Annotated in this window: 23 protein-coding genes and 1 pseudogene; 10 read left to right on the forward strand and 14 right to left on the reverse strand. The window is 33.9% G+C overall.

The window, feature by feature from the left end:
* Positions 1 to 4: 4 nt before the first annotated feature.
* The 3 genes from AB3210_RS04125 to AB3210_RS04135 all read right to left on the reverse strand — a co-directional run bounded on the left by AB3210_RS04125 (position 5) and on the right by AB3210_RS04135 (position 4097).
* On the reverse strand, positions 5 to 289 hold the full coding sequence (locus tag AB3210_RS04125) for a BolA family protein (protein ID WP_012481743.1): 285 nt from the start codon (positions 287 to 289) through the stop codon (positions 5 to 7).
* Between the two features lie 72 nt (positions 290 to 361).
* Positions 362 to 2275, reverse strand: coding sequence for a molecular chaperone DnaK (gene dnaK, locus AB3210_RS04130; RefSeq protein WP_052264747.1), 1914 nt, complete (start codon positions 2273 to 2275; stop codon positions 362 to 364).
* Positions 2276 to 2348: 73 nt separating this feature from the next.
* Positions 2349 to 4097 carry an Rne/Rng family ribonuclease gene (locus tag AB3210_RS04135; protein WP_052264748.1) on the reverse strand — a complete coding sequence of 583 codons (1749 nt, stop codon included), beginning with the start codon at positions 4095 to 4097 and terminating at the stop codon, positions 2349 to 2351.
* Between the two features lie 149 nt (positions 4098 to 4246).
* On the opposite strand from AB3210_RS04135, the gene rpmG reads away from it, so the two are divergent.
* A complete protein-coding gene (rpmG, locus tag AB3210_RS04140; protein ID WP_012481745.1) occupies positions 4247 to 4447 on the forward strand; it encodes a 50S ribosomal protein L33 in 201 nt (66 codons plus the stop codon).
* Between the two features lie 709 nt (positions 4448 to 5156).
* Complete coding sequence (locus AB3210_RS04145; protein ID WP_007302708.1) at positions 5157 to 5453, forward strand: hypothetical protein; 297 nt, start codon at positions 5157 to 5159, stop codon at positions 5451 to 5453.
* A gap of 359 nt (positions 5454 to 5812) precedes the next feature.
* Here AB3210_RS04145 and AB3210_RS04150 read toward each other — a convergent pair whose 3' ends face one another.
* Positions 5813 to 6688 (reverse strand): zinc ABC transporter substrate-binding protein, encoded by an 876-nt coding sequence (locus tag AB3210_RS04150; protein ID WP_007302707.1) that lies wholly within the window; start codon positions 6686 to 6688, stop codon positions 5813 to 5815.
* Here AB3210_RS04150 and AB3210_RS04155 point away from each other — a divergent pair.
* Both AB3210_RS04155 and ubiB read left to right on the forward strand, forming a co-directional pair.
* Positions 6680 to 7411, forward strand: a complete 732-nt coding sequence (locus AB3210_RS04155) for a metal ABC transporter ATP-binding protein (RefSeq protein ID WP_007302706.1) — start codon at positions 6680 to 6682, stop codon at positions 7409 to 7411. The two genes, AB3210_RS04150 and AB3210_RS04155, sit on opposite strands and share 9 nt — an antisense overlap.
* Complete coding sequence (gene ubiB / locus AB3210_RS04160; protein ID WP_012481747.1) at positions 7408 to 8829, forward strand: 2-polyprenylphenol 6-hydroxylase; 1422 nt, start codon at positions 7408 to 7410, stop codon at positions 8827 to 8829. Before AB3210_RS04155 ends, ubiB begins: the two co-directional genes overlap by 4 nt.
* 143 nt (positions 8830 to 8972) lie before the next feature.
* On the opposite strand, the gene AB3210_RS04165 is transcribed toward ubiB, so the two are convergent.
* The 4 genes from AB3210_RS04165 to AB3210_RS04180 form a co-directional block, all read right to left on the reverse strand.
* Positions 8973 to 10655 carry an ankyrin repeat domain-containing protein gene (locus tag AB3210_RS04165; RefSeq protein ID WP_214303412.1) on the reverse strand — a complete coding sequence of 561 codons (1683 nt, stop codon included), beginning with the start codon at positions 10653 to 10655 and terminating at the stop codon, positions 8973 to 8975.
* 91 nt (positions 10656 to 10746) lie between these two features.
* Positions 10747 to 11694 carry a thioredoxin-disulfide reductase gene (trxB, locus tag AB3210_RS04170; protein ID WP_017532617.1) on the reverse strand — a complete coding sequence of 316 codons (948 nt, stop codon included), beginning with the start codon at positions 11692 to 11694 and terminating at the stop codon, positions 10747 to 10749.
* Positions 11681 to 12280, reverse strand: coding sequence for a peroxiredoxin (locus tag AB3210_RS04175; RefSeq protein ID WP_019236360.1), 600 nt, complete (start codon positions 12278 to 12280; stop codon positions 11681 to 11683). The genes trxB and AB3210_RS04175 overlap by 14 nt, the downstream gene beginning before the upstream one ends.
* A gap of 157 nt (positions 12281 to 12437) precedes the next feature.
* A complete protein-coding gene (locus AB3210_RS04180) occupies positions 12438 to 13622 on the reverse strand; it encodes a hypothetical protein (RefSeq protein ID WP_007302701.1) in 1185 nt (394 codons plus the stop codon).
* A gap of 223 nt (positions 13623 to 13845) precedes the next feature.
* Here AB3210_RS04180 and AB3210_RS04185 point away from each other — a divergent pair, with 223 nt between their 5' ends.
* Positions 13846 to 13998 (forward strand): hypothetical protein, encoded by a 153-nt coding sequence (locus AB3210_RS04185; protein ID WP_180708363.1) that lies wholly within the window; start codon positions 13846 to 13848, stop codon positions 13996 to 13998.
* A 185-nt stretch (positions 13999 to 14183) separates the two neighbouring features.
* Here AB3210_RS04185 and AB3210_RS06800 read toward each other — a convergent pair.
* From AB3210_RS06800 to gap, 4 genes and pseudogenes are all read right to left on the reverse strand, one after another.
* A pseudogene (locus AB3210_RS06800) lies at positions 14184 to 14336 on the reverse strand (IS630 family transposase); the annotation flags it as partial.
* A 187-nt stretch (positions 14337 to 14523) separates the two neighbouring features.
* Positions 14524 to 15330, reverse strand: a complete 807-nt coding sequence (locus AB3210_RS04195) for an AAA family ATPase (RefSeq protein ID WP_230609127.1) — start codon at positions 15328 to 15330, stop codon at positions 14524 to 14526.
* A 134-nt stretch (positions 15331 to 15464) separates the two neighbouring features.
* Positions 15465 to 16223: a twin-arginine translocase subunit TatC gene (gene tatC / locus AB3210_RS04200; protein ID WP_007302699.1), complete on the reverse strand. Its 759-nt coding sequence runs from the start codon at positions 16221 to 16223 to the stop codon at positions 15465 to 15467.
* A 3-nt stretch (positions 16224 to 16226) separates the two neighbouring features.
* Positions 16227 to 17198, reverse strand: a complete 972-nt coding sequence (gap, locus tag AB3210_RS04205) for a type I glyceraldehyde-3-phosphate dehydrogenase (RefSeq protein ID WP_019236363.1) — start codon at positions 17196 to 17198, stop codon at positions 16227 to 16229.
* A gap of 151 nt (positions 17199 to 17349) precedes the next feature.
* Between gap and AB3210_RS04210 the strand changes: the two genes are divergently transcribed.
* The 5 genes from AB3210_RS04210 (at position 17350) to AB3210_RS04230 (ending at position 22500) form a co-directional block, all read left to right on the forward strand.
* Positions 17350 to 17709, forward strand: coding sequence for a hypothetical protein (locus AB3210_RS04210; RefSeq protein ID WP_019236364.1), 360 nt, complete (start codon positions 17350 to 17352; stop codon positions 17707 to 17709).
* A 211-nt stretch (positions 17710 to 17920) separates the two neighbouring features.
* On the forward strand, positions 17921 to 18790 hold the full coding sequence (locus AB3210_RS04215; RefSeq protein ID WP_038197751.1) for a hypothetical protein: 870 nt from the start codon (positions 17921 to 17923) through the stop codon (positions 18788 to 18790).
* Positions 18791 to 19054: 264 nt separating this feature from the next.
* Positions 19055 to 19183 (forward strand): hypothetical protein, encoded by a 129-nt coding sequence (locus AB3210_RS04220; RefSeq protein WP_019078577.1) that lies wholly within the window; start codon positions 19055 to 19057, stop codon positions 19181 to 19183.
* 351 nt (positions 19184 to 19534) lie between these two features.
* Complete coding sequence (locus AB3210_RS04225) at positions 19535 to 20068, forward strand: HK97 family phage prohead protease (RefSeq protein ID WP_007302694.1); 534 nt, start codon at positions 19535 to 19537, stop codon at positions 20066 to 20068.
* Between the two features lie 101 nt (positions 20069 to 20169).
* Positions 20170 to 22500, forward strand: a complete 2331-nt coding sequence (locus tag AB3210_RS04230; protein ID WP_019236366.1) for a hypothetical protein — start codon at positions 20170 to 20172, stop codon at positions 22498 to 22500.
* Here the strand turns inward: AB3210_RS04230 and AB3210_RS04235 are convergent.
* The gene (locus AB3210_RS04235; RefSeq protein WP_019236367.1) at positions 22493 to 23719 is read right to left on the reverse strand and encodes a CCA tRNA nucleotidyltransferase; all 1227 of its coding nucleotides are present in this window, start codon (positions 23717 to 23719) and stop codon (positions 22493 to 22495) included. The two genes, AB3210_RS04230 and AB3210_RS04235, sit on opposite strands and share 8 nt — an antisense overlap.
* Positions 23720 to 24052: 333 nt before the next feature.
* A complete protein-coding gene (gene typA / locus AB3210_RS04240) occupies positions 24053 to 25882 on the reverse strand; it encodes a translational GTPase TypA (RefSeq protein WP_007302691.1) in 1830 nt (609 codons plus the stop codon).

Here is a 25882-nt window from a genome sequence, read left to right on the forward strand (position 1 = left end):
TCTACTATTTATTTTTTAGATTGTATTCGCTTTGCGTATACAAGTGAAGAGAAATCGCATGTAATCGCTCTATTTCACTCTTTAATAATTCATAGATCAATTTATGCCTCTTTAAAGAGCTCATTCCAGAAAAGTCGTTAGATATTAATACTAATTTGATATGTGAAGGTAGTGTCGAAGAAGAAACAAAATAATGATCTACATGCTTTGCTGATTCATCGATAATATTAATATCAATTACACCTATTGAATCGCGTAATTTTTCTTCTATTGTCTTAATAATATCCACAATAGTTCCTTTAAGCAACAATACGCTCCTCTTGTCATCCCACAGTATCTGGGCACTGGGATGACAATCGAATTACTTATTCTCTTCTTTATTATCCATGTCTTGATAATCAGAATCTACTACTTTTTCTTCCTCATTATTTGTTGTGGATGAGCTTTCTCCACCTTGTTGTTGTTGAGATTCCTTATACATAGCTTCTCCAAGCTTCATAGAAAGTTGAGAAAGATTAGTAACCTTCTGTTGTATTGAATCAGCATCATCAATATTATCAGACTTACTAACTTCCTTTAATTCATTAACTGCATTCTCAATAGCAGATTTATCTTCTGGAGAAATTTTATCACCATATTCTGTCAAAGATTTTTCTGTAGAATGAACTAAACTATCCGCTTGATTCTTCACTTCAATAAATTTCTTACGCTTTTCATCTTCTTGTGCTTTTTCCTCAGCTTCTCTCACCATCCGATTTATTTCATCCTCCGATAAACCACCTGAAGACTGAATACGTATTTTTTGCTCTTTTCCAGTAGCTTTATCCTTTGCAGAAACATGCGCTATTCCATTTGCATCTATATCAAATGTCACCTCAATTTGAGGAACCCCGCGAGGAGCAGGTGGTATTCCTTCTAAACTAAACTGACCAAGCAGTTTATTATCAATCGCCAATTTTCTTTCACCTTGATGTACCTTAATTGTAACGGCTGTTTGGTTATCTTCTGCAGTTGAAAACACCTGAGATTTTTTTGTGGGAATAGTAGTATTACGTTCAATAAGTGGAGTGAACACTCCCCCTAGAGTTTCAATACCAAGAGAAAGTGGAGTTACGTCAAGTAGTAATACATCTCTTACATCACCTTGAATGATTCCCGCCTGTATTGCAGCTCCAATTGCTACAACTTCATCAGGGTTAACCCCTCTGTGTGGATCTTTGCCAAAGAATTCTTTAACTTTCTCTATGACTTTTGGCATACGAGTCATGCCACCAACAAGAACTACTTCACCAATTTGACTAGCAGACAAACCAGCATCTTCAAGAGCTTTTTTGCAAGGAATTATAGTCCTTTCAATTAAATCATTCACTAAACTTTCAAGCTTTGCTCTTGTTAGCTTCATATTTAAGTGTTTTGGGCCACTTGCATCAGCTGTAACAAACGGTAGATTTACTTCTGTTTCCATTGCACTTGACAATTCTACCTTTGCTTTTTCTGCAGCTTCTTTGATTCTTTGCATAGCCATTGGATCGTTTTTCAAATCAATGCCATTACTTTTCTTGAATTCACCCAGTAAATAATTTACTACTGCATTATCGAAGTCTTCCCCTCCAAGGTGAGTATCACCATTTGTAGCCTTTACTTCAAAAACTCCGTCACCTATTTCAAGAACTGAAACATCAAATGTACCACCACCAAGATCATACACTACTATTGTGTGTCCGTGCTTTTTATCAAGACCATAAGCAAGTGCTGCAGCAGTTGGTTCGTTAATTATTCTGAGGACATTTAATCCAGCAATTTTTCCTGCATCTTTTGTTGCTTGACGTTGAGAATCATTGAAGTACGCCGGCACTGTTATCACAGCATCCTTTACTTCTTCCCCAAGATAAGCCTCAGCTGCTTCTTTCAGGTTTTGTAGTATAAATGCACCAATTTGACTAGGAGAGTATTCTTTACCATCAGTTGTTTTAACCCATGCATCACCATTTTTTGCTGCAAATACCTTATACGGTACACCTAGATTCTTCATTTCAGGATCGCTATATTGGCGACCTATCAATCTCTTAGTTGCAAAAAAAGTATTATTTGCATTGGTAGTTGCTTGCCTTTTTGCTGGAGCGCCAATCAACCTTTCTCCAGATGAAGTAAATGCAACTATAGATGGAGTAGTTCTTGCTCCTTCTTTATTCTCAATTACTTTTGTATCCTTGCCTTGCATTATTGCAACACAAGAATTTGTTGTTCCAAGATCTATACCTATTGCTCTTCCCATAATGAATACTCCCTTTTAAATATTATCTGATGTAAAATATATAAGTATAAAACTCGTTAATTACAAGTCCCGTTTAGTTGTTAGAGCCCAAAAGGCGCGAAAGCCATTTAGTTAACCAAAAGTTGCCCGGTAGTTTACCAGCTTCTTTATCCCTGCTATTCACAATTTGACATCCAGAATTCTGCAATGGCTTATAATCATTAAAATTAATATGGTCTCCTTGCTTTAAAATAAATGTATCTGCATCTAAACTATTATCAATACTAACATTTAATGTAATATTGAACTCTTTTTCGATTGTAGAAACCATATCACGCTTATTATTAAAAATGTGCGCTATAACTGCACTGCGTGCTATTAAATCAAAGGACTTATTTTGATTTTTATTAGCAATATGTTGCAAATCCCTTAGTATCGATGCAACAACCACTTCGTTTGATTTCACTCTTCCAATACCTTTACAGCGTAAGCACTCTGTAGTATTAATTTCCTGTATATTTGGTTTAATTCTTTGTCTTGAAAAGACCATTAAACCAAAGTCATTGATAAAGCTAAATTGAACTTTAGCTTTATCATCTTTAAACGCCTGCTTGATAGCAAATTCAACATTTTTGCAATACTCAAGTTTCAACATGTCAATAAAATCAACAACTATTAACCCTGATAAGCCCCTGAGATTCGCTTGCCTTGATATTTCAGATAATGCCTCCATATTAGTTCTATAAGCTGTTTCTTCTATGTTATCTTCTCCTGTCATTTTCCCTGAATTTACGTCTATTGAAACAAATGCCTCAGTTAAGGTTATCACCAAAGACCCACCAGATGGCAATTCTACTCTATTGCTATATAATTCAGAAATTTGATCTTCGACTCGATAGTAAGTAAAGATTGGAACAGAACCTCTATATAATCTAGGACGCAATTTTCCTTGTAACACATTTTTAGTGTATTTTCTTACCGCTTCACAAACTTCTCTATCAGATACTATAATTTCTGTATCATTACTACAAAAGTCACGTACAGATCTCATAACTACATCTGCTTCGTTGTAAATTAATGATGGAACATTTAAAGAAGAGAAGTTTTGCTGGATATTTTGCCATAATAAGGTCAAATTATTGTAATCTTGCTCAATTTCTTTCTTACTTTTTCCTGCACCAACAGTTCTTACTATTAAACCTGAGCCTTTTGGTAAATTTATTGAATTTAATATATCCTTTAACTGTTTTCTAACGTTGGTATCTTCAATTCTGCGAGATACTCCACCCCTACTTATGGAATTGGGCATGAAAACACAGTATCTACCGACCAAAGTTACGTATGTTGTAAATGAAGCTCCTTTATTTCCTCGTTCTTCTTTAGTTAATTGAACCAATAACTTTTGATTTACTGAAATCACATCTTGTAACTTATATTTTCTATGTAAAGGTACCTCCCTCACAAAACCACTGCTGGATTCATTACTAGCTGTAGAATCTAGGCCTTCTTCTGTGCAATTATCATTTGAACAGTCCACACCGCTCGAATAGTCTTCATCAGGGAAAATTTCCTTCTCTTTTTCTGGAATATTAAAATAATTTAGAGATATCTCAGAAAAAGACAAAAAACCTTGCTTATTTTTTCCATACTCAATGAACACGGCCTGCAAAGCAGGCTCTATACGCTTTACATAAGCAACGTATATATTACCTCTTAATTGTTTTTTTTCCTTGAATTCTTGTTCAAACTCTACAACCCTACCATTAACTAGTAGGGCAACCCTTACCTCGTTAGAACAGGTAGTACTTTCTATCAACAATAACCTTTTGCCATCACTCACCACTTATTTACCGTCTACTTTTCATTCTGAAACGTTCTTATACTACTTAATATATTATTGATTGTCAAGAATTTTGCGATCTGCATTATTGGGTTGACTTTCAGTGTTTTGCGTAATAAACTTGCATAGAGTTTATTATGTCACTAACAATTATGGCGAAAAAAAATGCTTCTTTGCTTGTCAAGCTAGTTAGCACTGCAACTAAAACAACAAAAACTGGAGAAGAGAAACTAACAGGCTATTTTTGTGTAAAAAAACGTAATCCTAAGAACCTTCCCAAGAAGCTCGAGTTTAGGAAGTATGACCCAGTGGTCAGAAGACACGTATTATTTAAAGAAGAAAAATTAAAGTAAGTATATTATCATGCAAAGCTTACAGCTAAAAGGAGTGTAGCTTATTGCTCACTAGTTATACTGTTTTGCATTAGAGAAAGTCTGTTTGAGGTTTTGAAAGATTACGGTAACTTATATAAGTTACGGGAAATTGAGCCACCTGAATAAGGGCTGAAAATGGTAGCGTTTTTGTCCTGATCTGGTCTTTTTATTGCTTAAATGGGACTTGATCTGACACTTTAAATGATCCAGATAGTCTATATACCATCACACTCTGGGACCATACACTTAGAGGTTGTTCACAAACTTTTGAATTCTTTTGTTAAACTTTTACAGAAAAAAATTGCTTGCGCATATTTTAAATCTGACTATAATCATAGTAAAAGATATTTTAAGAGCTCAAAATTTATCTTTATCTGCAGACTTTTTTCATTAAATTCATTAAAAAATGTGGCGTATCTTCTTCAGCGTACGTAGGTGCACACACATACTTAATCTCTGTCGTATGTGCGCCGCACTTTTTTTCTAATCTTTTTTACACAGGAGGATTTTATGTCCAGAATTCCAGATACTTGATCTTTACTTTAGCTAAAAACCAATAGGCGCCTATGGTTTTTATAAAGAAAGTTTAGAAAATAACCAAAAACCACTTGCCATAAAAAGTAACTATATTAGTATAATATTCACATTTATATGTTAATATAGATATAATAAGATTAAGGATTATATTATGGTAAAATTTACACAAGATTCTGCTTCATTGACATTGCATGGTGTTGATTTACTTAATTTGTGCCACAGACAGTGTGAAAATAAATACGAGGGTAATGATTTATTGACAAAAATTAATAGATCTTGGTGTAAGGCTGACTGTAATAGAAATATTAAAGCTCCTGAACACCATTCACCAGAAAAAGTAACACTTAGTGAACAGTTAACAGATATTGCAAGTAATCTCCGTTTTGAGAGCATAAAATTATCGCTTATATCAGATGAAATAGACAATTACAATTCAATGTCTTTTTAATTAGAGTAAAAGAAGATATTGGTTATCTTCTTTTTTTTGTTTCTATGATTAACTACTTGAATTTAAGTTCGTTCAGGCAAGATAATTATGAGTAAAAATAGCAGATGCAAGTAGCTGGCACACAGCTGTACGAGCATTCATTTTTGAGGGCATAGCAAATGGTGTCATTCAAGTAGCTGACATTGGCTTGCCCTAATCTCATCAAGAACGTTGTGCTTTAACATAATATTTTTATGCTTACCAACTTAACTGAATCCCAGACTGGGATGATATACTTCTGGTAGATAATGTCGGTATAGCTGTGATTGGAATAGAAAGCACTAAGTTTGCAATGCTATCTGAATAGATAAAAGAACTCATTACTCAGTGAAACAAGACTTGAAATTTTGTGCAATGCTGCTGATTATATCTAGATATGCATCCTTTCCAGGCTCTACATCTGATCCAATAGGATCAAGAATCACCATTTTTACGTCACTAGAAAAGACATTAGGCTTTATGCTATCCTCTCGTGAATGAGAAACAATACATTTAACGTTTTCCTCTTTCATTACCTTTTTTAATTTCATTAAACTCTTCATACCTATGTAAGAATCTTCTTCTATAGAAAGAATGGCGCTTGGGTAACTTAAATCAAAATATTTTTCGAAATATTGATAAGCATCGTGAGTAACTATGTATTTTTGATTTTTTAACTCATCCAATTCTTTCGTAATTTTTTCTACTTCTTGGTCTATCTTTCTTATAGCCTCCTCTGCGTTAGTATTGTATCGATAGGCATTTTCTTTATCTATATTAGATAATGTTGCACTGATAGAAAGTATCATACTTTTTGCATTTTCAGGACTCAGCCAAATATGCAAATCTTTTTCATCTTGAATGTGACTAGAAAATGAATGTGTTCGAGCAGGAAGTAGATCGATTGCACTTGATAGCGGTATTAACTTCTTATTTTCTTTAGCGAAAGTTTTAATGAATGTTTCCAAAGAATCATCGATATAAAATATAATATTGCTAGATTCTAATTTACTTGCGTCTGAAGGCCTGAGCATGTAGTTATGTTCAGACACTACTTCGTACATTAGTAGTTCTGGCTTTGAAATTCCATCTGTAACAGAAGCTACAAGTGAGTGTATAGGTTTGATTGTAGCTACAATTTTTAAATTGGATGAAAAGGCACTATTGTAGTATAATGTAAATGAAAGTAATAGAAAAAAAAACAGTAAATGTCTCATATAAATGTTGAGAAGAAGTCAATTTTTGCCAAAAAATTAAGTAGTGTCAATAACTGCATTCTAAAAATAGAAAACCTTACTCTTTCATACGGTAACAAAAAAGTTCTTGATAATATCAACATATCAGTACAAAGAGGAGATATAGTTACAATACTTGGTCCAAATGGCGGAGGTAAAACCTCTTTAGTGAAAGCAGTTGCTGGTATAAATAAAGGTTTTATTGGCAGTATTGTATTCGCTGACAATATAAAAATTAGCTATATGCCACAAAATTTTAGTATTGGTAATTTGATGCCAATAACAGTTGAGTCTTTCCTTTTCAATAGCTCCTCGAAGAAATTGAAGAAAAATCAACCCATTGTTACAGAAGCAATAGAATTGGTTGGTATCGGTAACATCCTAAAAAATCAAGTATTAGAAATCTCTGCAGGACAAACACAATTACTGCTGCTTGCACGCTGTTTAATTTCAGAATCTGATTTGATCATTTTAGATGAGCCAGTCAGTGCAATGGATATTAACGCACGATCTAAATTTTATGATATTATAAATAAAATCGCAAAAGAACGATCAGTGTCGATTCTCATGACTTCTCATGACCTTAACTCTGCTCTACCATCCTCAGATTACATAATTTGCATAAATAATACTATCTATTATCAAGGTAAACCTGATGAAATTATGGAGATAAATGAAATATTTGGCAGTTACGCAGCGAAATGATTCAAAATATTCTACGTCTTCTGCAAATAACTACAGTGCTAACACGCTACAATGTGTTACCTTATTTACTTCCACCATCAAAAAAATCAATAAATAAAATACAAGGTCATAAACTAAAGCGTGCTCTTGAAAGATTAGGTCCGGTGTTCATTAAATTTGGGCAATCCATTTCATCACGCACTGATATTTTAAATGAGGACATAACAAATAACTTGCTATTGATATGTGATAGATTGCCATCATTTTCGTATAAAATAGCAGTTAAAACTATAGAAAGTGAGTTTAATTGTAAATTAAGCGATATTTTTTCAAGTTTTTCTGAAAAGCCAATTGCAGCAGCATCAATTTCTCAGGTGCATAGAGCAGTTACAATTGAGGGTAAGGAAGTTGCTGTAAAGGTTTTGAGGCCAAATATTGAGAAAACATTCTCAAGGGATATAAAAATGCTTTCTTGGCTTGCAGAAATTGCAGAAAAATTTAGTGAACAATCAAAAAGGCTGAAGCCAGTTGAATTAGTCAAAACTTTTGCTGAAATTTGCCGATTAGAGTTAGATCTACGCTTTGAGGCTGCCCACTCTTCGGAACTGAAGGAAAATACTAAACATGACAGAGGTTTCTACGTACCTGAAATAGATTGGAGTAGAACTTCAAAAAAGGTTTTAACATTAGAATGGATGGAAGCTATACCAATATACGAAGTTGAAAAGCTGAATAACCGAAAGCAAATAGCTATCAATCTTATAGAATCTTTTTGTAATCAGGTATATAGGGATTGTTTTTTTCATGCTGATATGCATCCTGGAAATTTAATGATCGATAGTAATAACAATATTATTGCCCTGGATTGTGGAATCATGGGTAGAATAGATCGTGAGACATGCTATTACGTTATAGAGATACTCAAAGGCTTTTTAAATAGGGATTATGATCACGTTGCAAAAATGCACTTTAGAGCCGGTTATGTTCCATCACAGCATAGAAATTTTGTTACAGCTTGCAGAGCAATAGGTGAGCCCATTGTTGGACAGCCTATACAGAAGATTTCATTTGCTCGATTACTTACTCAGCTACTAAAAATAACTGGTGATTTTGATATGAAAGTTCAAACACAATTGTTATTGCTGCAGAAAACTATGATTTTATTAGAAGGAACATGTAGGAAAGTCTATCCAGAAATCAATATGTGGAAAGTAGTTGAAACATGGATAAACAATCAACATGAAAGTAAAATAGGGTATAGGGAAAAAATTAAAAGCTCTTATCCCATAAAAGCAATTCAGGGAATATTTAGCCTTATAGAAAAATTAAACCTAATAGCTGACAAAAAATTACAGGTGAAAAATAAATCAAATGGAAAAGCCTACTTTTTACTTTGGTCTGTAATTATAATTCTCATCGTTAAACTTTTAATTTCTTGAACTAAAAGATAATAGAAGCAAGTTTACAACAACTATTTCAGTCTTGAAACCACTCAGGTTTACATTCACTCGAATTATCAAGGTATTTTCAGGATGTACAAAAATTTTCAGAAGAGTTTAGACAAGAAGTAAAAACCTTAACTCTATCTTAAACTGATAACATTACCAAATTCAGTGCTTATCACATCACTCAGTACTGTACTTGCTTTATATGAACAGTAGCATCCAATTGTAAGGAAGACAAATGCAGCTACAGCAAGTGAAATACATATTTCTAAATTCGATATTGTTAAACATGCACCAATAGCAAACGCTCCAGATAACACAAAAGAGGCAGAGGCATAGTTACTTTGCCTTCTATTATAAATGCTTGCTTCTGAAAGTTTTCTGTTTTTGTTATTTAAGTCTTGATTTTGAGTTTGAAGTTCTGATCTCTGTTGACTAAAATCCCTTTTTAACTGTGAAATTTTGTTAGTGTCTCTTTCACTTACAACCCTATCCAACTCTTGCTCTTTTTTTCTAAGTTGAGTTTTTGTTCTTTCAAGCTCATCTCTAAGGTTTTTAAGTTGACTTTTTTCTCTAGTAAGTCGAGCTACTTGATCAGTGAGAGTGTGAATTCTTTCCTGATTACCCTGCCTTACTTGTCTCAACTCCTTTTCTAACTGTGAAATTTTGTCAGTGTCTCTTGTTCTTTCATCTACGGTCCTATTCAACTCTTGCTCTTTTTCTGCAAGTTGAGCCTTTGTTCTTTCAAGTTCACCTTCCAGGTTTTCAAGTCGCTGCAATTCTTGAGCAATAAACTCATCGTTTATTTCTGATTGAACATTATGTGTATTTGCTACAGGTTGCTCTGCACTTGCAGGAAATTTCTCATTGAGATAATTTTTAATAGATTCACTTGGATTATTAACATTCCCCAACACAGCGTTGACAATTGCACGATTTATGAAGCAGTGATCTTCTACTAATTCTTTTACATCACCCAAATCTTTTCTATTAATAGCATCAGTTAATCGCTCCTTCATAACTTGCTCAATTATTTGCTTCACCCATGGATTTTGCTCTATAGCTGGTATCGGTTTTATTTGATTAAAATCTAGGTCTTTATGTTCTAAAAGTTTAGTCAATACTTCCTCGTTATCTTGTGTTATTCCTTGTAAACATGATTTGATAATCAGGCTAAGCAGCGTTTCTATTTCTCCATTGAAATTTCTTTTCCAGCAATTAGGGTTGAATTCTTCATTTAATAGTCTTTTTGCTTCATGGAAATTTCCATGAGAAAGAGCATTCAATAATTGTTTTCCTGTTTGTGCTTTTTGTATTTCTTTTGTAAGATGTGAAAAATCTTTCTCCTGCTCTCTCCCAATTTGTTCAATATATTCTTTAGGAGTGTAACTTTTTCTGCTCCCATAACGATCTTCATAATCATTTCTAATGACTGGATTCAATTCAGGATGTCTAAGTAACATCTGTACGAAACTCCTATTTTCCATACGAAAAGCTAGATGTAGAGCTGTATTGAGTTCTTTAGCTTCTTGAATATTAACATTTAAATTCTGGTGCTGTAAAAGCAAAGTCATCATTTTTAAGTTTGTAGGACTATCATCACCACCCATGATAATAGTCATTAATGGTGTATATCCCTCATCAAACGCATTAACATTCGCACCTTCTGCCAGAGCTCGCTTAAAATCCCCTAGATTTTCATCATCAATAGCTTTAAATAATTTTGTTGTTGATTGTCCTGAAGTTGTTTGATTTTGAGTTCGTAATCCTACATCACTAACAACCCTTCTTCTAAAATCTACATTACTTCCCGAAAGCATACTAAATTCTCCTCAACCTATAATTTATTAACATAATTATAAAAAAAACAAAGAAAATTGCAAGTAATTTAGTTAAAAATTTTAGAACTAATTATGATTCCAAAAATTTTTCTGCATCAAGTGCAGCCATGCACCCTGTTCCTGCGGCAACTACTGCCTGGCGATATACCTTATCTTGAACATCGCCAGCGGCAAACACCCCTGCCCTACTGGTTAGAGTTGTTCCAGGTTTCGTAATTATATAACCTTGCTGATCCATTTCAACAAAGCCCTTAAAAATACCTGTATTTGGTGCATGCCCAATTGCAATGAACACTCCATCTACTTTCAATTCCTGGGTTTTATTGATGTCTGTCGATTTAATTGTAATGCCAGTAACTTTTTTAGGATTTTCTTCTCCAAGAATCTGCTCTACGGTATGATTCCATATTACCTTTATCTTATCATTTTTAAAGAGCCTGTCTTGCATTACTTTCTCTGCTCTTAACTTATCACGCCTGTGTATCAATATAACTTCCTTAGCAAATCGAGTTAAAAATATTGCTTCTTCAACAGCAGTATTTCCACCACCAACCACAGCTACAACTTTATTTCTAAAAAATGCACCATCACAAGTTGCGCATGCCGAAACTCCGTAACCTTGAAATTTCTTTTCACTCTCCAGGCCAAGCCACTTCGCTTGCGCACCAGCTGCGATTATAATTGCATTCGAATAGTAGTCACTAGCATTACCACAAGATCTAAATCTATACTCATTAGAATCCTCAAGTTGTTCTACACTTTTTATCTCATCGTCTATTATTCTTGCTCCCGCCTTCTCTGCATGCAACCTCTTTTGTTCCATGAGTTCTGGACCTTGTATAGAAATAAAACCTGGATAGTTTTCAACATCCGTAGTAATTGTAAGCTGACCACCAGGTTGCATTCCTGTTACTACAATTGGCTCTAAATTTGCACGTGCTGCATATATAGCAGCAGCATAACCCGCTGCTCCAGATCCAATAATAAGAACTTTTGTACTCAATTTATAATTCTGCACTGTGTGAGTTTAGATAATCAGCCACTCCTTCATCGCTTGCCTGCATCGCAGGCTTGCCTTTTTTCCACCCTGCTGGACATACTTCACCATGCTCTTCATTATGTTTTATTGCATCAATGATTCTAATGAATTCATCGATATTACGCCCTAAAGGAAAATCATTTATCGATTGATGACGTACAACAAATTTATCATCAATAACAAAAGTTGCTCTTAGTGCAATTGAGTCATCATATAAGACCCCATAGTCTCTTGATATAGACTTTTTGATATCAGACACTAAATTGTAGCTAACCTCTCCAATACCACCATCATTAACTGGAGTGTTTCGCCATTTATAATGTGAAAATTTTGAATCTATACTTATTCCTATCACTTCAACATCACGTTTTGAAAAATCTTCTATTTTGTTGCTAAATGATATCAACTCAGTTGGACAGACAAAAGTAAAATCAAGTGGATAGAAAAAAAGGATAGCATACTTATCCTTTATATGTTTACTTAAACAGAAATCATCAACTATTTTTCCACTAGCAAGAACAGCCGAAGCAGTAAAATCGATAGCGGATTTTGTTACAAGATTCATAACTAACCTATTCATTCTTAATATTTATAATTTTATACCTTGATACATTTACATGCAAGTTTTCTTTAGCCCCAATTTTATAAAAACTTCCTCTTATGGCTGTAAAAATGTTATGATAAGAGCTAATTTTCATGAGTAGGGAAATACCCAAATATTACTATCTTTCACCTTTTCTCCCTTCAAATTTTTTAACCATTTCTTTTACACTTACATTCGTGGAAGGTAAATTTTTGCTGGCAAGATGGTTGATCGAAGATTTTTTATTCCCTACTGGAAATGAACGAGATTGTTTTCTCTTCACACTGATATCCGTTTGTGTTACTGAAGCAGTTTTGTTTTCAGCAGGCAACACGTTCTTTACTTGATTTCGCTCAAATCTTTCTTTTAATGCCTTTACTTTACTACTCTCGCGAGTCACTTCTTTTTTCATAGCAACTACTAGTACTTTTGGTCCATCAGCTTTTTTTGCTGATTCTTTACCATCTTGATTTTCAGATTTTAGTGGTAGTGTAGGGTTACTCTCAGCTGATTTTTCCACTACTATTTTTTGCTCTGTGCTTACTTTTTCGCCTAAATCTTTAGGCTTTGGTGGTACTGCAGGTTTATCTTTTTTCGGTTCTTGTCTAATTTTTTGATTGATAGTAAACATTTTCTCTGGTACTGGTGGTACTCTTGGTGGTTTTGGTGGTGCAAGAGATTGAAGTTGTTGTTTCTTCCTATTTTCTCTTTTTGCTTCTATATGTTCTTTAGGAATTGTTGCATAAATCGGCTCCTCTTTAATTGATTGTAGATTACGCAAATCTTTTGTTAAAGATTTGCTCTTTTCCTCTTGATAATTTGATATTTCTTCATACTCAGGATCTTCGTTTAATGAACCTCCATAACCTGAATCTTCTCGCTCATATAAGAGATTTTTCTTTTGCTGTCTATTTTCTAAATTTATTCCATATGACCTATATTTATCTTGACTTCTTTCTATTCGCTCTAAATCTGAAATTTTTTGAATAACATCTGTATATTCGATTGCTGTTCTAGCAGTTGAAGGAGGCAATTTATCTTTTATAAAATTACTTATATTCCTAATCGAAACATCTCTTCCTAATATTCTATTGAATATCCTAAGAATTAATGGCTTTTTATTTGCCTTCTTTACACAATTATTCAAGTCATCACGTATAACAAGTTTAGCTACATCTTCTGCCTTATCTGTAAAACCCTCTAAAGCATGAGATAAATCTGTTACTGTTTTACCATATTGTTTCTCTGAATTCCCTAGCTTTATAGCTTTGATCAGAGAATCGAGATTTTTTTTATAATCCTCACTTTTAAATGGATCATTCATACTAATTGTAATATTTTATTGAAATATAGATCTAAAATATTAAGATCTAGTGAATATTACTTTTTTAGTTCATATATAGCTATAGTTATACGGCGATAATGCGTAGCAGAATAACGATTTCGTCATTCTAGTATCTGCTTTTACCCCTTATCTAGGTGTGTAAAAGTGAAATCTAGTTTCGCTATATAACACAGTCTCATACAAGTAGCTTCTCGATTGAGAGTTGTCTTCTGCATTGAGCTCAACATTATTTACTACTTTTTCAGTAATAATTTCGGCAAACTCAGGAGAAAGTTCTTTTGCAGAAAATGCAGCATGTACATCATTTTTAACAAAGAAACACGTAGCAAGTGCAAATACTGCTGTTGGTACATAGCACCAATATACTAAAAAAAGTTGTAGAAGCTACTAAAGTAAATATTGCTTGAAGCATAATATACTGTTTATCAATGCCAACATATTCAGCCATCAATTTTCTAACTTTGTTATTGCTGCCATATGGCAAAAAATATCTTAATAAAAGCTGTTACACTATTACTAGCAAGATATCAATCACGCTCTATTGGATCTACATTTTGATTTAAAATCGCCTATTTTCTTGCACCTTTTTGCCATTCATAGAATGTTAACTTTAAACCTCTTGGCTACAAATGCTCTACTTTCCCCTACATCCAATGCTTTTTTCCTTAAATCATAACTATATGCTGCTGGCATTCACATCTCCTCACTACTTTACCTATTCCATCATGTTCCGACTATTAGGAAAAGAGCTATAATTTTCAACACTAACAAAACTACTTCCTAATCTTTTACACAGCAACCTATCGAACCTCCAACTTCAGAAAAATAGTTGAAAGACAATCAAGGAAACAAACCTCTCTTCTTCATTTTGATTGGTTTCTTATTTCTCTAAAGTTTTAATGTATTCCGTTAAAGCCCTGAATCCAATGTTAGAAACTGTATCTTTTGTTATAAAGGCTATTTCCCTCAATTTTTGATGTAAACTAGGTGGCAACCTTAACACTGACTGTGCTGGCTCTGATTTTCTAACAGTAGATAAGGCTTCCTCATAAACAGATTCAATTTCCCTAATTGCTTTTAAGTCTGCTGATTCAACAATTGCCATACCTTCGCCATAGGCATCTTCAATTGCAATTCGCTGACTCAAAAAACTATCGAACCTTGTTAAGTGTTCAAAACAGCTTAAAAAAGCATCACATTTCTCAATTCCTTTTTTGGTTACAACTGGATTAGTATTCATTTGATTAAGTAGGATTCTTGCTTGAAAGTTTTTGTTACAACTTTGAGCACCGTTAACTAAGTTGCTCAGAGTGTTAAACGTCAACATATCAGCTGCAGATGGAAGAATCGGAAATATAGCTAGATTAGCTAATGATAAGGCAGCCCTTAAAGTTTCATCTACTCTTCTTGCGTCAACAATAATATCTTGATATTTGGACTGTAAAGCTTGTAGCTCATTTCTGATTACTACACCAATGTTAATTTGGCCTAACACCTTGTGAATACTGTTAATTTTCGGTAAACTTTTGTCCTTGTCTCGCTGGGATGCCCACAAGGTAGCTAGCATTAATGGGTCAAGATCATAGAGAAGGACATTTCTACCTTCCCTAGCACGCATCACCGCTATATTTGTGGCTATGGTCGTTTTACCAGTACCACCTTTTTGACCACCAACAACTATTATCATAACACACCTCGTAATATTTTAATTCACTTGGCGTCTACTAAAAAATCAATAAGGGCAGTTTACATAATCCCATTTCAATGTTCAAGAAAAAGTGCTCCGGTGCTCATTCTTTGTTTATAAATAATATTCTTGATTCAATCCTTTGCTTTCTTCTCAATATATCTACATATCAGAATAGACAGCTCATATAATACCAACATTGGAATTGCAAGCCCTACTTGGCTTAGTACATCAGGTGGAGTTAAGATTGCAGCAATAATGAAAATTACCACTATCGCAATTCTCCGTTTATTTGACAAACTTTGTGCAGTGATTAGCCCTACTCTCACCATTAAGGTTAGTATGACTGGAATTTGAAATGCAGTACCAAAAGCGAACGCGAATTGAAGAACAAGGTCTAAATATTCACTAACTGATGGCATAAACTCTATTGGTATACCGAAAGATTTACCGCTATGTTCAAAAGCAATAAAAAATTTCCAGGCTAAGGGAAATATGTAGTAGTAAACTACAGCGGCTCCCGTTACAAACAAAACCGGTGTTGCAATTAAGTATGGCAATAACACTGCCCTTTCTCTTTTATATAAGCCAGGTGCTAGAAACATATAGAATTGCCATGCAAACACAGGAAAAGAAAACAACAGTGCACTCATTATTGCAACCCTGAGATATACAAAAAACGCTTCTGTTAAGTCTGTATAGATTAGAGAAAAATCATTGCTATCTTTTGTAACTTCTATTAAAGGTGCAAGTAAAAAGCGGTATATATTTTCTTTAAAGTAGTAACAAAACCCGAAGGTAACACAAAAAAATAGAAAGCAAAAAATAACCCTTTTTCTAAGTTCCGCAAAGTGCTCATAAAATGAAGCATATTTTTGTGAGTTTTCGTTCATACTTTACAATAAAGCTATATCTAACATTCTCAGTGAAAAAGCCCATTCATTATCGTACCACGCTGCAACTCTACAGATATCACCTGTGACATATGTACCAGCTAAATCCACAATTGCACTATAAGGGTTATGGACAAAGTCTATTGAAACTAAAGGCTCGTTACATACGGAAAGCACATGATTTGCTGAATTCTTAAACATTTCATTTATTTCTCCAGCTGTTACCTTCTTATCAGTCGTAAATTTAAAATCAACCATAGAAACGTTGCTAACCGGAACTCTAATAGCAGTACCATCTAGCTTACCCTTTAACTGAGGAATGACAGAACCAATTGTTTTTGCTGCTCCAGTTGTAGTTGGCACCATAGAAAGGCCACAAGCTCTTGCCCTACGTAAGTCTCTATGGTTGCCATCAAGAATATTTTGATCATTCGTATAGGCATGTATAGTGGTCATAAAACCGCTTTTTATACCTAAATTGGAGTGTAAAACGTGTACAATCGGAGCCAGACAGTTTGTAGTACAAGAACCTGCTGAGATCACTTTATGCTCCTTTTTTAGCATATCGTTATTTACGCCGTAAACTACAGTTACATCAGCATCTGAAACTGGAGCAGAGACAATTACTCTCTCTGCATTATGCTTTGCTGCTTCCGCACGCTTGTTGAATGCACCAGTGCATTCAAGCACTACATCAACATTCCAAGGAATATTTTCAGGGCTACGTTCTCTATATAAAGAAAATTTCCTGCCATTTATAGATAGCCAATTTTCAGACTCGTTAAAATCAATATCGCCGTTAAATTTGCCATGAACAGAGTCATATTTAATCAAATGTGCATGCTGCTCAGCACTGAGCGACCCATTTACCGCCACAACTTCTATTTGCTCGCTATAGTTTTCTACTTCAAAAATAGCACGCAATACACTTCTGCCTATTCTACCAAGACCATTAATTCCTACACGAATTGTCATTTTTCCATCTTAAAAGTTTAATTATACGGAATATTGCCTGATATTTCATTCTATTCTTTTAGTTGTTAATCCTAATGTTATAATATATTGATTGACTAAAGAAACTGTATCACTTAATTAATAATGTCTAAATTTTAACTTGGAGTAGGTTATGCATGGATTACCAATGACAAATTCAGATAATCAGTATCAGCAAAGAAAAATAGAAGCATTGCAAAAAGAAAATAAAGGACTGTCAGAAAAAGTGAAAACACTACAGAAAATGTCAGTGCTGCAAAATGAAATGCTAGTAATGCTACAGTGGAAATCAATAACAGAGAAACTGCGCACAGAAATATTAAAAAAACTGCTAGAAGCACCTCAAGAAGCAGCAGCATTTCAATTAGAAGAAAGAGATGAAGATCAGCAAGTAATAGAAGACATACTGGATATGCAAGAAGAATTTGAATCTTTACAAAATTTGGAAAGTACTACTATTGAACAAACAAATATTCAAGGACAGAGCATATAAACTTGTAATAGTTTTAAACTATTACATATAACTTTCTCTACTTCCTTCTTTATCGTTATCCAGTGTTGTGGCACTGGGTGCTCCGCTCTTTTTGTATTTTACGACTAAGGATATCATTTTTTAGTGCTTATTTCTTAATATATTAATATAAATCTTGATTAAGTAACTATAGTACTATATTATTTAATAATATATATTAATGTTAATTATTATGAGCTTAGAACAATTAAAAAAATTACAACAAGATTTTCTTGGAATAATTTTTCTCATACTTGCACCAGCTAGTGCAGAAGAAGAAAGAGATATGAAGGAGCGAGCATTAGAGATTATAAGTATATTAAAAGATCATATTAATGATGATATAGAAATGAATAATCTGAGAATGACAATTTTAGACTACATTGTCTTTTGTGATAGTCAAGATAACGTAAGGTTAAATAACAGATCGTTATTAGACTTAGAAGATGCCGTCAAAAGTATTGGAGGGAAAACTTCACAAGAGTTAGGGCGAGTAAATCAGATTCCACAGCAACCAAATAGTATTGGGTTAGCGGTAGCAGAAGCTACAATACAATATGAGGCGCATGTGAGAGAAATGGAAGAGAGAAATGTAAGGATTATCACCTCAATTGGAGTATTAGGTATAACAGCCTTAGGAGTTAATCTAGGAGTTAATCTTGGAAAATCAAAAGTGAGTGAAATTATTGGTGCAACACTTGGAGGACTATTATCCATGCCAATAATGGTCATGTTACCAGCATCAATAGCAGTAGCGTTAAAAAACAGTAATTCAGAGCTTAGAGAAGTAGTACAATATTCTCTTGATGCAACAAGTAAACCGTCAAGGATTGGGTTAGTAGCAGCTTTAGGAGCAGGCGCGATGATGTTAATTAACAATATAACTAGCAGCAGCACTGAAACAAATATGGAATTATTAGGCCCTGGTTTTATAGCTGCAACTGGAGCTGGAATTGGTGCTACATTGTCAACGGCTTTAGCGAGAAGGATGTTTGCTACTATCTCCACAAATTTGGAAAGTACTACTATTGAACAAACAAATATTCAAGGACAGAGCATATAAACTTGTAATAGCTTCAAACTATTATAAATAACTTTCCCTACTTCCTTCTTTATCGTTACCCCGGGTGTTGTAAAACTGGGGTAATACCTTCCGCTACGAAAATCACCTACAAAACACAATCTTTTTATTCCCCCAAACAATTAGTTGTGAATTTAAGCAATCATATTAATATAGTAAATATTTACTTAATATACTAGTATTTACCTTGACTAAACAATTATAGTGCTGTATAATTTGTACTTAAGCTTTAATAGTGAGGTGTTGATGGACGCACAAGAATTAGAAAACTTACAGAAAAGTTCATCAACAAAATCCCAAGATGCTGGGGAGAAAACATCAGAAGAGTTGGGAAGAAATTTAAACCCGAATGAAGCCAATAATGATATATTCTAAAATCTATCAAGAATACGAGATGGACAGAGTCATTAATGAATGGTTTTATAGCCGCTGTTTCATTGGGATTTGGCTTCCTTCTAGGAAAAGCTACAAACGAAGCTGTTTCTACAAATCTGGAAAACGCTGCTGTTGAACAACCCAATGTGCAACAAACCCTACCCTTATGTATATAAAATGACAAATTTTATAACTAAAAAAGTACTTCCACATTTTCAAAGCACTGCATACAATAGAATTATATTGTAGTGCCTTATACTCATCCTGAGATATAGGAAAACAATCTATACAACATTTTAAGCTGGCTCAGAGCGCTGGCAAACCCAATACCATAATTTACAAGGAGGACTTATGAATAAGAAATTTCTCTATTCACCATTATCAATAAAAAGCATAGAAGAAAACGGAGTATTTTCTGGCTATGCGAGCGTTTTTAATATAGTTGATAAGCAAAATGATCTGATATTACCAGGAGCATTTAAGAATAACTTAAATAAAAGTCAGATAAAACTTCTTTGGCAGCACAATCCGAGCGAGCCTATAGGTAATATTACGGATATTTGCGAAAATGATATTGGCCTATATATAACTGCACATTTGCTTTTTGGTATTCAAAAAGCAGAGGAAGCATATTTAATGCTCAAAACTGGAACTATTAACGGGCTTTCGATTGGCTATATACCAATAGAGTATGATGTTGATCATGAAAGCGGAGCTCGAGTGTTAAAACAAGTGGAGCTATGGGAAGTTAGTTTGGTCACTTTCCCTGCAAATTTGGCAGCTCAGGTAATCAACGTGAAAAATCAGCACAATGAACAAGAAATGTTAGCAAGAGCAATAGAAAAAGCAAATTCTGTGCTTACGAACATGTGTATTTCTACTTAAAATCTATAAAAATTTTCACACAATTTAACATTTATATTATAATTTATTTAATAATTATATTAATATATATAACTTCAATACTTTAAAAATTAGGTAATTTTATGCTAAATGCTAACAATAAGGTTAATTACGAACCTAAACAAAAGGAAAAAAAATATAGCTTATCCACTGTGCTTGCTTGGCTATATCTAAAAACAATTGGACGAATGTTGCCAGAAAAGTGGAATCAATGGGCAAAGAGTATCCTACATTACAATATTGCAGATAATGTGGTTCAGACTGATGATCTTTTAAATTCTAACAGAGAAAAGGAATTGAAGGATGAAAATGAGAGATTAAAAGAAAAGTTGAAAGAAGGTAGTAAGAAGGAGGAAAATCAGTCAAATTTAAATCAGGAATTAACTAAAAAAGAGAAAGAAATTACTAAACTTAAAGAACAAGTAAAATCATTAGGAGAGGAAAAAGAAATATTTGCTAAATTTTTTGCAGCACAAGCACAGCAGATTGAAGACTTAGAATTAGAAAATGAAGAGTTAAAGTCTAAACTTGCAGGACTTAAAAAGAACTATAGTGAATTGGTAAAAATTGCACAAAAAAGAGGAGAAGAATTTTTAGCACAGTTCAAGGAAAAGTCTGAGGAGATATTACATTTGCAGAAAGAATTAATTGAGTGCAGCAAAGAATTTGCAAATAAAATAGAAATGCTCTCAGTAAGGGTAGAAGAAAAAGATGGGAAAATAGGTAGTTTAACGCAATTAAATGAAAGATTAGAACAAGAGAAAAAGGAAATGGAGAATAAAAATAATGCACAACAGCAAACTATATTTACAAAAGACCAAAAAATAAAAGAGCAAGACGATTTGATAAATTCATTTCGTGAAAATAAAGATATAAATGAAACTGTGAAGAAAGATAATGAAAGCCTAAGAGCGCAAAACACAGAACTTAATAGTAAATTGAGTAAGTTAAACAACGAGTCTGATACTAAAATAAAGCAATTAGAAAATCAACTTAAGGAGAAACAAGCAGAATTCACACAAGCTGAGGAAAAAATACTAAATTTAGAAAAAAAATTGGAAAGTGCTCAGCAACAATTAGAGCAAGAAAAGACTAATCTAAATACCATTGAAAAAAAGAAACAAGATTTAGAAAGTGAAATTAATGAATTGAAAGAACAAGCTAAGGAAAAAGATGCTGAAGTAGAGAATCTTAAACAACAATTAGAGAAAGACAAAAGTGATTCAATTAGTAAACTAAATGCTACTGAAACAGAGAAAAAAGAATTAGAAAGTAAGATTACTAGTCTACAAGAACAAGTACAGGCATTAGAAAAAAGTAAAGAGTGGGAATCAGCGGGAATAGATGATAGCTTAAAGGAAACTCATTCGAATCTGACAGAAATGTTAAAAGAAGAACTTGCAAAGCAAGAGAAGCAGATTGAGCAGTTACAAGAGGAACGTAAGCAAGCAGAATATCAAGCGAAAGCTGATATTACAAAACCACAGGAAGAAAAAAGAGGTCTGTTAGTTAAAATAGATAGCTTAAAGGAAAATTTGTCAGTTGCGCAAGAACAGTTACAGAAACAACTAAAGTTAAATAATCAAGAGTTACTGGAATTGAAAAAAGAGAAGAGAAATGTTGATACAAAGTTAGAAGATATGGATAAAAAAACTAAAGAGGTAGATGCAATTAGTATAGCATCTACTACAAAAAAAACACTTTTTCATTCTATGAAGTCAAGCTTTTCAAATGGTTCTTATAATCTTTTCAGTAATAAGAAGCTCAAGGAATTTTTATCTCATAAAAATAGAGAGTTGAAAAAAGGTTTTCCTGAACTTGAAGGAAAACACTTTTGCCATAACGTGCTTGGTGAAACTATAAAATCTCTATCAAATCAAAGTGATGGTAAATTTGAAAGCAATAAGTTACTTGAATTATTAAAAAATAATTTGAAAAAATTAGCAAGTGAGATCATAGAAGCTGAAGTTAAAGGAGTTGTCAAAAAATATTGTAATATTGGAAATATAGATAAGGAGTTACGTGATGGTGTGTTAAAAGACAAGCTGTTACTTTCTATTAAAAAATGCATGAAAAATTTAAGTTGGGATGAGGAAGCTGCTAATGCAATTACAGATTCTGTCTTGAACAACTTTTATAGCAAAGATAATAGCAATCTCCAAGAAATTGTTTCGGAGGAGTTAATAAAAGGTAGAATGGAATTTTTTTCAAGTAATATCGAGTTGTTACAACTAGCATCAAGCATACGAGATAAATTTTTATCTCCAGATCAGAAAATGTGCGTTCAAACTTCAAAAGAAAACAATGAATATGAATTAACAGATAAAGCTAAAAAAGAATACACACCTAACTCTTCCATGAGTCACACTAATAGCACTCCGGTAAGTGTGAAGCAAGAAGCAAAGTCTAGATAAAACTTTTAGCATAAAGTATCAGCTCCTCCTTTGTTAAAGTGTAGGAGCTGTCTTCCCAATGTTGTCGTAGCAATTCCAAGTTTCTACCTAAACTTTTCCCTGGTTGATGACCTATAGTTATTAAATCATCACCAGATAAAGGAAATTTTGGAATGTTAAACATCTTAGCAAATGAAATATACTCATCAACATTTATTCCAGACTCAATACCACAAATCTTCATTAAGTCACAATATAATTCCTTACCAAATAAAGATATGTATTTCTTTTGCTCTTTTTCTGAAAGCTCTGTTTTAATATTGTTTGATAATAAAAATAATAGCTTTTTCTTTTGCTTATTTGAAAGACGTAAAAACTTGCTCACTTCTTCTCCAAGACTAACTCTATCTTCGGCAGTCCTAAGAAGCAAAGCTAATTTTGTTAGTGCATCGATTGTGGGATCTAGGAAAGGCGTATGGACATACGCTGAGGGTTTTGTAAGAGGTTTAGTGTTGATAAGAAGTGGTGAAGATAAAATTTCACATTTTACTTCTTTTGGAATGATTTTTTGTAAAACATCAGATTTTTGCATGCTCTTAAGTGTTGGAGCAGGATCATTGCATTCCAACAACTTAAATATTTCTTCTCTTATTCTCTCTCCAGAGAGGTTTTGAATCATGTGTGAATGCTTTTTGCACACATCCAATATTTCATCACTTAAATCTCCTATGCATATTTTAGCGTGAAAACGAAACGCTCTTAAAATACGTAGATAGTCTTCCTTAATCCTATCTTCAGCGTTACCTATAAAGTTTAACTTTCGTGTTTTTAAGTCCTGAATGCCACCAAAGTAGTCGTATATATGGCCATGCTTGTCCGCATAAAGAGCATTAAACGTAAAGTCGCGCCTTGAAGCATCAGCTTGCCAATCATTAGTAAATTCTACCTTCGCATGTCTACCGTCACACTTTACATCATGCCTTAGCGTTGTAATCTCAAAGGATCTTTTATTTAAAATCGCAGTAATAGTTCCATGTTTTAAGCCAGTTGGAATAGTTTTTATATTACGGAGTTTTAACGCTTTAACTGCTTGATTAGGCAGCAGATTAGTAGCAAGATCGATGTCGTGAATGTCACGCTGTAAAATTGAATCTCTAACACATCCACCAACAAGCCTTGCCTCACCACCAAATTTCTCTATGGCCTCAATAATTACACTAGTTTCGTGATCAATTTGCATTTAGGTTACACATACTGAAAATCATGTTACAAAAAATGCGAAACTTTTGCAAAAATCCTCATATAAAAATATATAGGCAGGAGAGTGGTAAAATAAGAGGGTAAAGTGATAGAGTAAGTCTACAACAAATCCAGTGCCTAGAAACTTATAAGTATAAAAGTAATGTTAAAATACAATGTTTTCGATGATTATAAAAAAGCTGGATGAGCTACTTGCATGACACCTTTGTAGCCTTCTCTTGTCATCCCAGTACCTGCTCAAGTAACTGACACTGGTTCCCTTTATGATGGTGTTATCCGAGTAGCTCATCCAGCTTTTTATCAGGAACGTTGATTACTCTTTATTCTTCGCCCTTCCTGCACGTTTACGTTCATTTGGATCGAGGAACTTCTTACGCAAACGTATAGATTTTGGAGTTACTTCTACCAATTCATCATCGTCTATATATGCTATCATATCCTCCAGTGTCATTATTTTTGGTGGAGTAAGCTTTATAGCTTCATCGCTACCTGAAGCTCTTACGTTTGTTAATTGCTTACCTTTAAGTACATTTATTTCTAAATCATTGTCACGACTATGCTGACCGACAATCATACCACAATATACCTTATCTTGTGGCTTAACAAACATAATTCCCCTATCTTGCAGATTGAAAATTGCATACGCTACTGCTTCGCCTTTGTCTGTTGAAATTAAAACCCCATTACGCCTTCCGGAAATTGAACCTTTATGTGGAGCATAACTGTGAAATAAACGGTTGATTATACCAGTGCCGCGAGAATCAGTTAAAAATTCTCCTTGATAGCCAATTAATCCCCTTGATGGCACTAAAAATGTCAACCTAGTTCTGCCACTACCAGAAGGTCTCATGTCAGTTACTTCACCTTTTCGAAAGCTAAGTTTTTCCATGATGATTCCACTATACTCATCATCTACATCAATTACTACTTCCTCTATAGGTTCAAGTTTTTTGCCATCTTCTTCTTTAAACAGCACTCGAGGCCGTGAAACTGAAAGTTCAAAACCTTCCCTTCTCATATTTTCAATCAGTACCCCAAGCTGCAACTCACCACGTCCACCTACTTCAAATGCTTCACCACTTGGAGCCAAAGTTACAGTAATTGCAACGTTTGTTTCTGCTTCTGCATATAAACGATCTTTTATAACAGTTGAGGTAAGTTTTGTTCCCTCTTGCCCAGCAAAAGGTGAGTCATTCACGCTTATAGTAATCGCCATTGTTGGCGGGTCAACTGGAGTTGAGCTGATCGCAGTTGTAACTTCTGGTGCTGCTATAGTGTCTGAAACTGAAGCTTTCTCAAGTCCTGCAATGGCAATGATATCACCAGCTACAGCTTGCTCTACTGGAACGCGTTTTAAGCCAGAAAATGAGAGTAACTTAGTTAATCTCCCTCGCTCAACCACTTGACCATCAAGATCAATTACCTTAAGATCTGAGTTAACTTGCGCGATTCCTTGGTAAATCTTTCCTGTCAATATTCTGCCAAGAAATTTATCAGATTCAAGTAAAGTAACTAGCATAGCAAAAGGTGCATTTTGATCATAAACGGAAGGTTTTATGTAATCTATCACCGTTGAAAATAATGGGCTTAAATCTTTTCTCTCATCAGATAGCTCCTTAGCACACCAACCATTTCTACCTGAAGCATAGAGTACTGGAAAATCTAGTTGCTCGTTGGTTGCATCAAGGTTAAAAAATAACTCATATATTTCATTTAGTACTTCATCAATTCTGCTGTCTGGTCGATCAACCTTATTGATTATCACAATCGGTTTTAAATTTGCCTTTAGTGCTTTTGACAACACAAACTTAGTCTGTGGCATTGGACCTTCTGCAGCATCAACCAGTAGTAATACACCATCTGCCATGCAGAGCACCCTTTCCACTTCTCCACCAAAATCCGCATGTCCTGGTGTATCAATGATATTGATTTTCTCATCACCCCACATTATTGACGTACATTTTGCAAGTATTGTAATCCCACGTTCACGTTCTTGATCACCACTATCCATCACTCGTTCTTGAACTTCTTGATTCTCACGAAACGTGCCACTTTGTTTTAACATGTTATCAAGTAAAGTAGTTTTTCCGTGGTCAACGTGTGCAATTATTGCAATATTGCGGATTGATTTAAATTCACTCAT

It is taken from the genome of Wolbachia endosymbiont (group B) of Scrobipalpa ocellatella (assembly GCF_964188425.1).
In the GTDB taxonomy this organism is placed as follows: Bacteria; Pseudomonadota; Alphaproteobacteria; order Rickettsiales; family Anaplasmataceae; genus Wolbachia.

Excerpts from the sequence above, each read along its gene's own strand:
- dnaK (WP_052264747.1), bottom strand. The coding sequence starts at position 2,275 with ATGGGAAGAGCAATAGGTATAGATCTTGGAACAACAAATTCTTGTGTT.
- rpmG (WP_012481745.1), top strand. The coding sequence starts at position 4,247 with ATGGCGAAAAAAAATGCTTCTTTGCTTGTCAAGCTAGTTAGCACTGCA.
- AB3210_RS04145 (WP_007302708.1), top strand. The coding sequence starts at position 5,157 with ATGGTAAAATTTACACAAGATTCTGCTTCATTGACATTGCATGGTGTT.
- AB3210_RS04155 (WP_007302706.1), top strand. The coding sequence starts at position 6,680 with ATGTCTCATATAAATGTTGAGAAGAAGTCAATTTTTGCCAAAAAATTA.
- AB3210_RS04150 (WP_007302707.1), bottom strand. The coding sequence starts at position 6,688 with ATGAGACATTTACTGTTTTTTTTTCTATTACTTTCATTTACATTATAC.
- ubiB (WP_012481747.1), top strand. The coding sequence starts at position 7,408 with ATGATTCAAAATATTCTACGTCTTCTGCAAATAACTACAGTGCTAACA.
- AB3210_RS04165 (WP_214303412.1), bottom strand. The coding sequence starts at position 10,655 with ATGCTTTCGGGAAGTAATGTAGATTTTAGAAGAAGGGTTGTTAGTGAT.
- AB3210_RS04175 (WP_019236360.1), bottom strand. The coding sequence starts at position 12,280 with ATGAATCTTGTAACAAAATCCGCTATCGATTTTACTGCTTCGGCTGTT.
- AB3210_RS04180 (WP_007302701.1), bottom strand. The coding sequence starts at position 13,622 with ATGAATGATCCATTTAAAAGTGAGGATTATAAAAAAAATCTCGATTCT.
- AB3210_RS04195 (WP_230609127.1), bottom strand. The coding sequence starts at position 15,330 with ATGATAATAGTTGTTGGTGGTCAAAAAGGTGGTACTGGTAAAACGACC.
- tatC (WP_007302699.1), bottom strand. The coding sequence starts at position 16,223 with ATGAACGAAAACTCACAAAAATATGCTTCATTTTATGAGCACTTTGCG.
- gap (WP_019236363.1), bottom strand. The coding sequence starts at position 17,198 with ATGACAATTCGTGTAGGAATTAATGGTCTTGGTAGAATAGGCAGAAGT.
- AB3210_RS04210 (WP_019236364.1), top strand. The coding sequence starts at position 17,350 with ATGCATGGATTACCAATGACAAATTCAGATAATCAGTATCAGCAAAGA.
- AB3210_RS04215 (WP_038197751.1), top strand. The coding sequence starts at position 17,921 with ATGAGCTTAGAACAATTAAAAAAATTACAACAAGATTTTCTTGGAATA.
- AB3210_RS04220 (WP_019078577.1), top strand. The coding sequence starts at position 19,055 with ATGGACGCACAAGAATTAGAAAACTTACAGAAAAGTTCATCAACAAAA.
- AB3210_RS04225 (WP_007302694.1), top strand. The coding sequence starts at position 19,535 with ATGAATAAGAAATTTCTCTATTCACCATTATCAATAAAAAGCATAGAA.
- AB3210_RS04230 (WP_019236366.1), top strand. The coding sequence starts at position 20,170 with ATGCTAAATGCTAACAATAAGGTTAATTACGAACCTAAACAAAAGGAA.
- AB3210_RS04235 (WP_019236367.1), bottom strand. The coding sequence starts at position 23,719 with ATGCAAATTGATCACGAAACTAGTGTAATTATTGAGGCCATAGAGAAA.
- typA (WP_007302691.1), bottom strand. The coding sequence starts at position 25,882 with ATGAGTGAATTTAAATCAATCCGCAATATTGCAATAATTGCACACGTT.